This is a genomic window from Streptomyces rimosus subsp. rimosus (assembly GCF_000720725.1).
Classification (GTDB): Bacteria; Actinomycetota; Actinomycetes; order Streptomycetales; family Streptomycetaceae; genus Streptomyces; species Streptomyces rimosus_A.
In genome coordinates this window covers 1-11,802 of sequence record NZ_JOCQ01000169.1, presented here as the reverse complement: position 1 = coordinate 11,802, position 11,802 = coordinate 1, and the positions used below count along the sequence as shown (strand labels likewise).

Annotated in this window: 10 protein-coding genes and 1 pseudogene; 8 read left to right on the top strand and 3 right to left on the bottom strand. The window is 72.9% G+C overall.

What is annotated here, in order from left to right; translation table 11 throughout:
- Positions 1–33: 33 nt before the first annotated feature.
- Both IH45_RS0141180 and IH45_RS0141175 read right to left on the bottom strand, forming a co-directional pair.
- Positions 34–951 carry a LysR family transcriptional regulator gene (locus IH45_RS0141180; RefSeq protein WP_030681706.1) on the bottom strand — a complete coding sequence of 306 codons (918 nt, stop codon included), beginning with the start codon at positions 949–951 and terminating at the stop codon, positions 34–36.
- A gap of 136 nt (positions 952–1,087) precedes the next feature.
- Positions 1,088–1,477, bottom strand: coding sequence for a hypothetical protein (locus tag IH45_RS0141175; protein WP_030681704.1), 390 nt, complete (start codon positions 1,475–1,477; stop codon positions 1,088–1,090).
- A 243-nt stretch (positions 1,478–1,720) separates the two neighbouring features.
- Between IH45_RS0141175 and IH45_RS0141170 the strand changes: the two genes are divergently transcribed.
- Entirely contained in the window at positions 1,721–2,902 is a 1,182-nt protein-coding gene (locus IH45_RS0141170; RefSeq protein ID WP_030681701.1) for an MFS transporter, read from the top strand.
- Positions 2,889–3,182, top strand: coding sequence for a DUF3039 domain-containing protein (locus IH45_RS0141165; protein ID WP_030184509.1), 294 nt, complete (start codon positions 2,889–2,891; stop codon positions 3,180–3,182). Before IH45_RS0141170 ends, IH45_RS0141165 begins: the two co-directional genes overlap by 14 nt.
- Positions 3,183–3,341: 159 nt before the next feature.
- Here the strand turns inward: IH45_RS0141165 and IH45_RS1000000149125 are convergent, their stop codons facing one another.
- On the bottom strand, positions 3,342–3,767 hold the full coding sequence (locus IH45_RS1000000149125; RefSeq protein WP_050515556.1) for an SSI family serine proteinase inhibitor: 426 nt from the start codon (positions 3,765–3,767) through the stop codon (positions 3,342–3,344).
- 304 nt (positions 3,768–4,071) lie between these two features.
- Between IH45_RS1000000149125 and IH45_RS0141155 the strand changes: the two genes are divergently transcribed.
- The 6 genes and pseudogenes from IH45_RS0141155 to IH45_RS0141130 all read left to right on the top strand — a co-directional run.
- Positions 4,072–5,370, top strand: a complete 1,299-nt coding sequence (locus tag IH45_RS0141155) for an extracellular solute-binding protein (protein WP_030681694.1) — start codon at positions 4,072–4,074, stop codon at positions 5,368–5,370.
- Positions 5,367–6,326, top strand: a complete 960-nt coding sequence (locus tag IH45_RS0141150; protein ID WP_030681691.1) for a carbohydrate ABC transporter permease — start codon at positions 5,367–5,369, stop codon at positions 6,324–6,326. Before IH45_RS0141155 ends, IH45_RS0141150 begins: the two co-directional genes overlap by 4 nt.
- A 20-nt stretch (positions 6,327–6,346) precedes the next feature.
- On the top strand, positions 6,347–7,237 hold the full coding sequence (locus IH45_RS0141145; RefSeq protein WP_050515555.1) for a carbohydrate ABC transporter permease: 891 nt from the start codon (positions 6,347–6,349) through the stop codon (positions 7,235–7,237).
- Between the two features lie 97 nt (positions 7,238–7,334).
- Positions 7,335–9,023: a beta-N-acetylhexosaminidase gene (locus tag IH45_RS0141140; RefSeq protein ID WP_050515554.1), complete on the top strand. Its 1,689-nt coding sequence runs from the start codon at positions 7,335–7,337 to the stop codon at positions 9,021–9,023.
- Positions 9,024–9,401: 378 nt separating this feature from the next.
- On the top strand, positions 9,402–10,298 hold the full coding sequence (locus IH45_RS0141135; RefSeq protein WP_030681681.1) for an FAD binding domain-containing protein: 897 nt from the start codon (positions 9,402–9,404) through the stop codon (positions 10,296–10,298).
- Positions 10,295–11,802, top strand: a pseudogene (locus IH45_RS0141130) (hypothetical protein); the annotation flags it as partial. The gene IH45_RS0141135 and the pseudogene IH45_RS0141130, both read left to right, overlap by 4 nt.

Below are 11,802 nucleotides of genomic sequence, written 5' to 3'. Positions count from 1 at the left end.
CCGTTCCACCCCCGCCCGCCCCACCCCTCTGACTCACCGCCCGTCGCCCTCCGTACCCATCCCAAAGAACCGTTCCGCCAGGGGATGGGCGCCACGTGCGGGCAGGGCCAGCCGTACAGTCACCGGCGGCGCGTTCTTCAGGCGTACGAAGCGGATACCCGGGTGGGTGTGCCGGTGGGCCACCTCCTGCGGCGCCACCCCCACGCCGTGCCCGGCGGCCACCGCCTCCAGCCACTCGTCGAAATTGTCCGCAGTACAGGCAAGTCGCGGCCGCCGGTCCTCGGGCCACAGTTCGGGGCGGGTGCTGCCGGTGACGGTGTTCACCACGAGCGGGTGATCCGCCAGCTCGCCCCAGTCCAGTACACGACGGCGCGCCAGGGCCGTGGCCGCGCCGAGCCTGCCGACGGCGGCGACCCGCGGCTCGTGCAGCAGCACCCGGGTACGGACATCCGCGTCCGGCGGGGCGTCCCCGCGCAGCACCGCGATGTCCGCCTCGCCGGTGTCCAGCCCCGCCAGCGGCGTGTCCCGGCGCACCAGCCGCACCCCGGCCCCGGTCGCCGCCTCGAACGCCGCGTTCAACCCGGCGCAAGCGGCGGGCAGCAGCGAGGTGAAACCGAGCCGCAGCAGAGGCTGCCCACCGGGCGCCCGCAGCGCGGCGGCCAGACGGGGCAGCAGAGGCGCCAGTTCGGCATAGAGACGACGGCCGTCGTCGGTCAGCTCGACACGCCGGGTGGTGCGGTCCAGCAACCGGGTGGCGAGGGCCTCCTCCAAGGCGCGTACGGTCCTGGTCAGCGCCGGCTGCCCGACCCGCAGCCGGTCGGCGGCATACGTGAAACTGCGCTCCTCGGCCACGGCCATGAAGGCCCGCAGGTGCCGCAGCTCAACTCCGTCGAGGCCGTCCGCACCACGGGGCCCGACCGGGGGCGGTCCCGCGTCCACCATCTCGTCCATGACCTGTTGCACCCTCCACTGGAATGGTCCCGCACTTGTCCGCGCCCGCTCCCGCCGAGCACGCATGAGTTGTGCGGGCCACCTTCCGGAACGTCTGGAGGATGCTCGGACTTCCCGGGCAGGCTCGGACGAGCGGTCAGCCCTGCGGCGTTTGCGGCGTCTTTCCCTCGCTTTTCTCGATCGCTGCAAAAATGTCCGCGTCGGTCTCCTGCTGCCAGGACGGAAGGCCGGACCAGTCGGCCACGTAGCCGGGCTTCGGGTCCTCGAAATGCTTGAACATCTGGGCCGTCCAGCAGATCGCGACGAACCTGCCCTTCTGCTCGCGCGACAGTTTCGCCGTACGGCCCCCGCTGACCTCGACGAACTGCCGCACCTGCTCGTATACGGCCCCCGCGGCTTCGCGCTCCCACTGCGGCGTGTCGTCCCACGGAGTGACGTAGCCGGCCTTGGGCTCCCCGGGGAAATGCCGACGCACTCCCGCGATCCAGGCTTCCCGGAACAGTCGTGCACCTGCGGTCTGCGGCATGCCAATCCATCCCTCTCTTCGGGCCGAACTCGTGGCGCACCGCCCGGAGTCCACGTGCCTCCCCCTCATTCCCCGCACTCATTCCCCCCAGACATAAATCACCCCCCACCAACATTTCCCCCACCATCCGAAGCCCTCCTACTTTTCCCCGGTCGATGGATCGGCCGACGGATCGGCTGACGGAACGGCTGACGGAACGGCCGACGGTTCGCCGGAACAGGAAAACAAGGAGAGCTGACCGCAATGCGCAAAGTCTGGCTGCTGGCTCTGGGGGCGTTTGCCCTTGGGCTGGACGCGTACGTGATGGCGGGGCTGCTCCCCGTCGTCGCCGACGACCTCCGGACGTCCGTGTCCCTCGTGGGGCAGATGGTGACGGTGTTCACCTTGGCGTATGCGATTGCGGCGCCGCTGGTCGCTGGGCTGATGTCGGGGGCGCGGCCGCGGACGGTCATCGTGGTCGCGCTTGCCGTCTTCACGGTGGGGAACGCGGCCACGGCCCTCGCCCCCGCGCTGGGCGCGCTGCTCGCCGCCCGGGTCGTCGCGGGGGCCGGGGCGGGGGTGTACGCGGCGCTGTCCACGGCTGCCGCGTCGGCGCTGGTGCCGGGGGAGCGGCGTGGGCGGGCGCTGGCGCTGGTCATGGGCGGGATGAGTACGGGGACCGTGCTCGGTGTGCCGGTGGGAGTGCTGCTCGCCGGGCACGCGGGGTGGCGTTCGACGATGTGGCTGGTAACGGGGTTGGGGGCGGTGGCCCTGGTGGGGCTCGCCGGGCTGCTGCCGGTGGTGCCGGCCGATCCGCCGGTGGCGGCCCGGGCCCGGCTGGCCGCTGTCGCGGACCGTGCGGTGGCGCCGGTCGTGGGGGTCTCGTTCCTGGCGGCGGTGGCGAGTCTGGGGCTCTACACGTATCTGGCGCCGGTGCTGGCCTCCGCGGGTGGCGTAGGGGAAGTCGGCCCGTATTTGTGGGCCTGGGGGATCGGCGGAGTGGTGGGGAGCCTGGTCGCCGGGCCGTTGGTGGACCGTACGGGGAAGGCCGCGGCCCTGGTCGGCGGGGTGCTGGTGACCGTAGCCGCGGCGCAGGCCCTGCTGCCGCTGCTCGCCTCCGCCGCGCTGCCGGGCGCGGCCGCGGTCCTGGTGCTCTGGGGCGCGGCGGGCTGGGCGCTCCAGGTGCCGCAGCAGCACCGGCTGCTCGCCCTGCGTGACGACCGCGGCACGGTCGCCCTCGCCCTGAACAACTCGGCCCTCTACCTGGGCAGCGCGGTCGGCTCCGCGCTGGGCGGGCTGGCCCTCGCGGCGGGGGCCGAGGGGTACGTGTTGCCGTGGGCGGCGGCCGGTGTCGCGGCCCTCGGGCTCGCCCTCCACGTGTGGGCGGGCCGCCGCTCCCGGCACGCCGCGCGCGTCGGTACCCTTGGCGGTTATGAGCACTCTTGAGCCCGAGCGCGGGGCAGGTACGGGGACCCTCGTAGAGCCGACGCCGCAGACGTCGCACGGCGACGGCGACCACGAGCGCTACGCCCACTATGTCCAGAAGGACAAGATCATGGCGAGCGCGCTCGACGGCACTCCCGTCGTCGCCCTCTGTGGCAAGGTCTGGGTCCCGGGCCGTGACCCGAAGAAGTACCCGGTCTGCCCCATGTGCAAGGAGATCTACGAGTCCATGGGCGCCGGCGGCGACAAGGACAAGGGCGGCAAGGACGGCGGCAAGAAGTAGTCCGTCCGGCCGGAGCCGGCGCGCTGCCGCGCGGCTCCTGCCCGCCCTGCGCATGTTCGGCCCGTTCCCGTACGAGGGGCGGGCCGCACGCGTGGTGCCGGAGTGACGAGGCCCGGTCCCCGTAGGGGGCCGGGCCTCGTCCGTGCGGTGCGGGGCGCGTCAGTCGCGCCAAGGGGTGAGGTTGAAGATGTCGCCGCTCTCGGCGTTGGCCACGCACTGGTTCGGATAGGTGTGCTGGTAGAGGGTCGTCCTGCCGCGCCAGGTGCCGTGGGCCACGACCGTGACCGGCTCGTAGATCCGCGTGCAGACGCGGCGCTCCGGCGGAATGCGGGTGTAGTCGCCGTTGGCCATGGCCAGCTTGAGGCAGGCCCCCGCCGGGTCCGGGTGGCTGCCGCCGGTCGGGAAGCACCGCAGGTGGGCGGAGGCGAGGAGAGGCCCGGAGGGGTCGGTGCCCGCGTGGACGGCGATGTGCTGGCGGCCGCCGGTCTCCGGCGGGATGTGCGCGGCGGCCGGGGTGGCCGCGAGGGGCAGCAGCCCCAGGGCGGCGACGGCCGGCAGGACGGTGCGTACGGATCTGGCGCGCATGTACTCGGTCGGTCCTTTGTGTGGGGGTGGGGTGCGGCTGGGAGCTGCTGCCAGGGGCCGCGGCCGGGAGCCGGGTTTTCGCGGGGCGCCCGGTGCTGCTTCTGGTAGCAGAGGAGGGACATCTGATTCATAGATAGACGTACCGGGACCAAATGGCGGCGAATGTGGGCCAGTGGCGGCGTGTCGCCCCCGCCGTTGCCTGATCGGCTCTTGTCGGGGAGCGTCGGCGCGCTTAGCCTCCTGAGGATTGTGCATGGCGAAACGCCCGTTGCGTATGCTGCAACATTCCTTCAGGGGGTCCCCAATGCAGCTCTCCGCCCGAACAGCCGCCCGCGCGGCGGCACTTGTCCTGGCCGCCGCCACCGCCGCCGGCTGCGCCCCGTCCACCTCCGGCGGCGGCGCCAAGGAGGACGCCAAGACCGGCACGCTGCGCGTCTGGCTCTTCCAGGAGGTCAACAACAAGCCCAAGGAAGAGGCCGTCCGCAAGGCGGTGGCGGACTTCAAGGCTGCCCACAAGGGCACCGACGTCCGGGTCGACTACATCCCGGTCGACACCCGCGCCCAGCGCATCAAGGCCGCTTTCAACGACCCCAAGAGCGCCCCCGACGTCATCGAGTACGGGAACACCGACACAGCCGGGTACGTGAAGGACGGCGGACTGGCCGACGTCACCGAGGAGTTCGGCGACTGGAAGGAGGCCAAGGACACCGATCCCACCGCGAAGCAGTCGGTGACCGTGGACGGCAAGGTCTACGGCGCGCCGCTGTTCGTCGGCGTACGGGCGCTGTACTACCGCACCGACGTGTTCAAGGAACTGGGCATCGCCGTGCCCACCACGCAGGACGAGGTGGCCGAGGCCGCCCGGAAGATCCGCAAGGAGCGGCCCGAGCTGTACGGGATCGCCGTCGGCGGCGCGTACACGTACGGCGCGCTGCCCTTCCTCTGGGCGCACGGCGGCGAGCTGGCCACCGGCCAGGGCAAGGATTTCACCGCCGCCGTGAACAGCGAGAAGTCGCAGGCGGGCATCAAGGCGTACGCGGACCTCTTCGGCGACGCCAACTGCCCGGCCGCCAAATGCGCCGAGATGGGCGGCAACGACACCGTCGCCGCCTTCGCCGCCGGCAAGGCGGGCATGGCCATCGGCGGCGACTTCAGCCACCAGGCCATGGAGGACGGCAAGGTGAAGGGCAAGTACGCGGTCGTGCCGCTGCCCGGCACCACCAAGGGCTCGATCGCCCCGGCCTTCGCGGGCGGCAACAACGTCGGGGTGCTGAAGAGCAGTTCGCACCGGACGCTGGCCGTGGACCTGATGAAGCAGCTGGCCGGCAAGGACACCCAGCGGCGGCTGTTCGACGCGATGGGCTTCCTGCCCACGTACACCGACGTACGGGCCGAGGCGGCCAAGAAGCAGCCGTTCGTCAAGCCTTTCGTGCAGACGCTGGACGCGGGCGCCAAGTTCGTGCCCGTCTCCCCGGCCTGGGCCACCATCGACGCCTCGCTCGTGCTGCCGACGATGTACCAGGAGATCGTCAGCGGCCGGAAGGACGTCGCCACGGCGTCCGGTGACGCGGCCAAGAAGATGGACGAGGCGTTCAAGAAGTGACGCTCACGGTCAAGGAAGCACGCGCCGGGGGCGGCCGGACGCCGCTCACCGGCGCCCGCCGCGTACGGCCGCCGTCCCGCCGCGGTAGCCGCTGGACGCCCTGGCTCTACCTCGCCCCCGCCCTGGTCGTGCTCGGCGGACTGCTGGTCTACCCGATCTACCAGCTCGGCCTGATCTCGTTCCTCGAATACACCCAGGCCCAGGTCAGCGGCGGCGAACCGACCAGCTTCCAGGGGCTGGCCAACTACGCCGAGCTGTTCGGGGACGGCCAGTTCTGGCAGGTGCTGCTCGCCACGGTGGTGTTCGCCGCGGCCTGCGTGCTGTGCACCCTCGCCGTCGGCTGCTCGTTCGCTGTCCTGCTCACCCGGATCCGGGCGGTGCCGCGTCTGGCCCTGATGCTGGCCGCGCTCGGCGCCTGGGCCACCCCCGCCATCACCGGCTCCACCGTCTGGGTCTTCCTCTTCGACCCGGACTTCGGACCGGTCAACCGGGTGCTCGGCCTCGGCGACTTCTCCTGGACCTACGGGCGCTACAGCGCCTTCGCGCTGGTTCTGCTGGAAGTCGTGTGGTGCTCGTTCCCGTTCGTGATGGTGACCGTCTACGCGGGCATCCGGGCCATCCCCGAGGAGGTGCTGGAGGCCGCGGCCCTCGACGGCGCGTCGCAGTGGCGCATCTGGCGCTCGGTCATGGCGCCGATGCTGCGGCCGATCCTCGTCGTCGTCACCATCCAGTCCGTCATCTGGGACTTCAAGGTCTTCACCCAGATCTACGTGATGACCAACGGCGGCGGCATCGCCGGGCAGAACCTCGTCCTGAACGTGTACGCCTACCAGAAGGCGTTCGCCTCGTCCCAGTACAGCCTGGGCTCGGCCATCGGCATCGTGATGCTGCTGATCCTGCTGGCCGTCACGCTCGTCTACCTGCGCCTGCTGCGCCGACAGGGGGAGGAACTGTGAGTACGGTCCGCGGAGGAACGGTGAGCGGGGCCCGGCAAGGGGCTGTACGTACGGTCCGTACGCCGCGGATCCGGCGGCCGGGGCGGCTGGCCGCCGAGACGGGCGCGCTGCTGCTCGCCGCCGCCGTGGCCTTCCCCCTCTACTGGATGGTGCTGTCCGCCTTCAAACCGGCGGGCGAGGTGCAGTCCACCGAGCCGGTGCCCTGGACCCTGCACCCCTCGCTGGACGCCTTCCGGCGGGTGTTCCAGCAGCAGGACTTCGGGCGGTACTTCCTCAACAGCCTGTTCGTGGCGGGCGTCGTCGTCATCGCCTCCGCGCTGATCGCCTTCCTGGCGGCGACGGCCGTCACCCGCTTCCGCTTCCGGTTCCGCACCACCCTGCTGATCATGTTCCTGGTCGCGCAGATGGTGCCGGTCGAGGCGCTGACCATCCCGCTGTTCTTCCTGATGCGCGACGTCGGTGACGCCGTACCGGGCATCGGCCTGAACACCCTCGGCTCCCTGATCCTGCCGCACCTCGCCTTCTCCCTGCCCTTCGCGATCTGGATGCTGCGCGGCTTCGTCAAGGCCGTACCCGAAGCCCTGGAGGAGGCCGCCTACCTGGACGGCGCGTCCCGCTCGCGCTTCCTGTGGCAGATCCTCTTCCCGCTCGTCTTCCCCGGCCTCGTCGCCACCAGCGTCTTTTCCTTCATCAGCACCTGGAACGACTTCCTCTTCGCCAAGTCCTTCATCATCAGCGCCACGGAGAACTCCACCCTCCCGATGGCCCTGCTGGTCTTCTTCAAGCCGGACGAGAACGACTGGGGCGGGATCATGGCGGCGTCGACCGTGATGACCGTGCCCGTGCTGGTGTTCTTCGTGCTCGTCCAGCGCAGGCTGGTGTCGGGCCTCGGCGGTGCGGTGAAGGACTGACGATGCCCGCGCCCGGCGCCCCGGCCGACTCCTCCCACCACCCCCTTTGACCTCTCCTTTGGCCCCGAATCCGGCCCCCGAACGGAAGGGACAGCACATGGATGACGCAACGACGGCGGAAGCCGCCCGGCCCGAGACCGCCCGCACGGAGACCGCCCTGATACCGCAGCCGCGCGACACCCGCCCGGAGGGCGGAGCGTTCCTCCTCGGCCCGGGGACCGTCCTGGACGCGGGCCCCGGTACGGCAGACACCGCGGCCTGGCTGCGCGACACCGTCGGCGCCGCGACCGGCCTGCCCTTCCCGCCCGGCACCGCAGGGGACGGCCCCGACGGCGGCGTCATCCGCCTGCGCGTCGACGCGGAGACCGCCGACGCGCTCGGCCCGGAGGGCTACCGGCTGTCCGTGGACCACACCGGCGTCACCCTCCTCGGCGGCGGCGCGGCAGGCACCTTCTGGGGCGCCCAGACGCTGCGGCAGCTGCTCGGCCCCGAAGCGCACCGCCGCGCGCCGCTGCGCCCCGGCCACCGCTGGTCCGTACCGGCCGTACGCATCGAGGACGCACCCCGCTTCGCCTGGCGCGGCATGATGCTCGACGTCGCACGGCACTTCCTGCCCAAGGACGGCGTGCTGCGCTACCTCGACCTGCTCGCCGCGCACAAACTCAACGTCCTGCACCTCCATCTCACCGACGACCAGGGCTGGCGCATCGAGATCGAGCGCTACCCGAAGCTGACGGAGACCGGCGCCTGGCGTGAGCGCACCAAGCTCGGCCACCGGGCCTCACCCCTGTGGGACGACCGCCCGCACGGCGGCTACTACACGCAGGACGACATCCGCGAGATCGTCGCCTACGCCGCCGCCCGGCATATCTCCGTCGTCCCGGAGATCGACATACCGGGCCACTCGCAGGCCGCCATCGCGGCATACCCGGAACTGGGCAACACCGACGTCATCGACACCAACTCCCTCAAGCCCTGGGACACGTGGGGCGTCAATCCGAATGTACTGGCGCCCACTGACAACGCCCTGCGCTTCTACGAAGGGGTCCTGGAGGAGGTGCTCGCCCTCTTCCCCTCCCGCTTCGTGCACATCGGCGGCGACGAGTGCCCCAAGGACCAGTGGCGCGCGTCGCCGCACGCCCAGGCCCGTATCAAGGAACTCGGCGTGGCCGACGAGGACGGCCTGCAGAGCTGGTTCATCCGGCACTTCGACCGCTGGCTCGCCGACCGCGGCCGCCGCCTGATCGGCTGGGACGAGATCCTGGAGGGCGGCCTCGCGCCGGGCGCCGCGGTGTCCTCCTGGCGCGGCTACGCGGGCGGCATCGCCGCCGCGCAGGCGGGCCACGACGTGGTCATGTGCCCCGAACAGCAGGTCTATCTGGACCACCGGCAGCACGACGGCCCCGACGAGCCCGTGCCGATCGGCTACGTACGCACCCTGGAAGACGTCTACCGCTTCGAGCCGGTGCCGCCCCAGCTGACCCCGGAACAGGCCGCCCACGTGCTCGGCACCCAGGCCAACGTCTGGACCGAGGTGATGGAGACCCGGCAGCGCCTCGACTACCAGGTCTTCCCGCGGCTCGCCGCCTTCGCCGAGGTCGCCTGGTCCGAGCTGCCGCCGCCCGCCGAGCGCGACCACGCCGGATTCACCCGCCGGATGGCCGCCCACTACGCCCGCCTGGACGCCCTCGGCGTCGACTACCGGCCGCCCGGCGGCCCCCTCCCGTGGCAGCGGCGCCCCGGGTTGCTCGGACGCCCGATCGAGGGGTCGCCCCCAAACGTGTGAGCCGGGGCGGATGCGGGCGGCCGGAGCGGCCGGTTGCTGGGACGGTGGTTCCCGCGCAACGCACTCACGGCGGTCAAGGTGATGTATGTCCGGTAAGTCCCTCGGAGCGCGCCCGCCCGCGCGCTCCACGGCCCCCGGCCGCCGGCGCCCGCGGGTGCGGCGGAGCCCCACTCCGCTTCGCGTCCCGAACATCCCGTACGTCCCGAACACCGGCCTTGTCACGCGCCGGAGGCGCCCGATGCCGGGCGAGCGCGCCCCGAAGCCGGGCCCTGGCGCCGCGGGCCTGCAAAGATGTGCCAGAGTTGCCACGTCCGGACCGTGAGCACGTACCGTACGGCGGAGCGGAACAGCCGGGACACCGGGGAAGGGGCAGCTGGGTTGACCACGCACGCACCGCAGGCTTCGTCATCCGTGGCGTTGCCGGCCTCGCTCGACGAGGCCGTGGCGGCGCTCACCGCCATGCCCACCGCCGTGCCCGTCGCGGGCGGTACGGACCTGATGGCCGCCGTCAACTCCGGGCTGCTGCGGCCCGCGGGACTGGTCGGCCTCGCCCGGATCAGCGAGATCCGCGGCTGGCAGTACCAGGACGGCCACGCCCTCCTCGGCGCCGGACTGACCCTCGCGCGGATGGGCCGCCCCGACTTCGCCGCCCTCATCCCGGGCCTGGCCGCCGCGGCGCGCGCGGCCGGCCCCCCGCAGGTCCGCAACGCGGGCACCCTCGGCGGCAACATCGTCACCTCCGCGCCCACCGGCGACACCCTCCCCGTGCTCGCCGCCCTCGAAGCCAACCTGGTCATCGCCGGGCCCGGCGGCGCCCGCCGCGAGATCCCGGTCAGCCACCTGCTGGCCGGCCGCGAGACGCTGCGCCCCGGCGAACTCGTCGGCTACGTACGGGTGCCGCTGCTGCACGCCCCCCAGACCTTCCTGAAGGCCACCGGCCGCACCGGCCCCGGCCGCGCCACCGCCTCGGTGGCCCTCGTCCTCGACCCGGCGCGGCGCGGTGTGCGCTGCGCGGTCGGCGCGGTGGCCGCCATGCCGCTGCGGCCCCTGGAGGCCGAGGAGTGGGTGGCCTCCATCATCGACTGGGACGGCGAACGCAAGCTGGTCCCCGAGGCGCTGGCCGCCTTCGGCGACTACGTCGCCGCCGCCTGCATCCCCGACCCGCCCCCGCCGCCGGACGGCACCGAGCCGCAGACCCTGCCGCCCGCCGCGCTGCACCTGCGCCGTACGGTGGCGGCCCTGGCCCGCCGAGCACTTGGGAGGGCGCTCTCGTGAGCGACGCCGACAGCCCCGACCGTCCCGACGGACGCAACAGCCCCGAGGACACCCAGCCGCTGCGCGTGGTGCGGCCACAGGACCGGCAGCGGTGGGAACCGCTGCCCCAGGGCAACGAGTACGAGGCGGAGGCCACCGCCTTCGTCCAGCTCCCGGACGGCTTCACCAGCGGCCCGTACCCGGGCGGTTACGGCTATCCCGCCTACCCGGACGCCCACCAGGCCCCCGGCGCGCCGGACGGCCACGGCGGCGCGCCCGGCCACGGCGGTTACGGCGCCGACCCGCTCGCCGCGCCCGGCCACGGCTACACCCCGCCGTCCTCCTTCGCGCCGCCGACCCCGGGCGCCACGACCGACCCGTCGGCCACCGGCCAGTGGACGATGCCGTTCGCGGACGCCCCGGCCACCGGCCTGCCCGCACACGGCATGCCGGGCCCCGGCCCGCACGGCCACTACGCCGACACCGGCCAGGACGCCGCGCCGCACGACGCCTGGCCGGGCGCGGACGGCGGCAGCGGCACCACCGGCCAGTGGGCGATCCCCACCGCCCCGGACGAGGTGCTGGAGGAGTCCGGCGAGTACCTGCTCGGCGACGAACGCAACCCGGCCTCCGGTTACGGGAACGCGTACGGGCACGCCGAACACGGACACCTGCCCGCCGACCCGGCCGCGACCGGCCACTGGAACTTCACCACGGACCAGCACACGGGCCAGCACACGGGCCCCGGCCACCTGCCGTACGACCAGCCCGCGCACCAGCCGCCGCCTCCGCCGCACCCCCAGCAGCACCGGCCGGCGGACCAGGTGACGCCCGGATACGACCCCGCCCACGGTGTGCCCCCGGCGGGCGAAGCCCCGTACGACGGCGGCACGTTGGGCGGCGGCAACTGGTCGCTGCCCGCCGACGCGCTGGCGCAGTGGCCGCCGGTGGCGCGGGAGGAGGTGCGGGCGGAGCCTGAGCCGATGCCTGAGCCGGAGGCGGTGCCTGAGCCGGGGCCTGCGGTGGAGGTCGAGGCGGAGGCCGCGGGTGACACTTCGGCCGATGCGCAGGAGGCTCCTGCGGGTGCCGAGGCGGGTACGGCTGAGGCGGACACCGAGGCGCCCGTTGACGCGGGTACAGCGGCCGGTACGGGCGAGTTCGGTCCGGATGAGTCCGGCCCGGATGAGTCCGGTCCGGATGAGGCCCGTACGGACACGATGGCCGACACCGGCGACGCCGTAACCCCCGAACCCGCCCCCGCACCGGCAGCGGACGACATCGAGACCGTCCCCGAGGCAGCCTCCGACGCCCCTGCGGCGCCGGACCCCGTTGCGCTCCCGGACGCGCCCGCCGCACCCGAAGCGGAAGCCTCCGTAACGGAAGCCCCCGAGACGGCAGCGCCTGTAACGGAAACACCCGTAACGGCAGCGCCCGAGTCGGCGGTGCCCGAGGAAGCCCCCGCCGACCCCACGGCTCAGCAGGACGCGACCTCCCACCCCGACCCCACCCCCGAAGCACCGGAACC

What these genes read in the sequence shown, in the direction of transcription:
- IH45_RS0141155 (WP_030681694.1), top strand. Translation starts at nt 4,072, where the DNA reads ATGCAGCTCTCCGCCCGAACAGCCGCCCGCGCGGCGGCACTTGTCCTG.
- IH45_RS0141140 (WP_050515554.1), top strand. Translation starts at nt 7,335, where the DNA reads ATGGATGACGCAACGACGGCGGAAGCCGCCCGGCCCGAGACCGCCCGC.
- IH45_RS0141165 (WP_030184509.1), top strand. Translation starts at nt 2,889, where the DNA reads ATGAGCACTCTTGAGCCCGAGCGCGGGGCAGGTACGGGGACCCTCGTA.
- IH45_RS0141180 (WP_030681706.1), bottom strand. Translation starts at nt 951, where the DNA reads ATGGACGAGATGGTGGACGCGGGACCGCCCCCGGTCGGGCCCCGTGGT.
- IH45_RS0141170 (WP_030681701.1), top strand. Translation starts at nt 1,721, where the DNA reads ATGCGCAAAGTCTGGCTGCTGGCTCTGGGGGCGTTTGCCCTTGGGCTG.
- IH45_RS0141175 (WP_030681704.1), bottom strand. Translation starts at nt 1,477, where the DNA reads ATGCCGCAGACCGCAGGTGCACGACTGTTCCGGGAAGCCTGGATCGCG.
- IH45_RS1000000149125 (WP_050515556.1), bottom strand. Translation starts at nt 3,767, where the DNA reads ATGCGCGCCAGATCCGTACGCACCGTCCTGCCGGCCGTCGCCGCCCTG.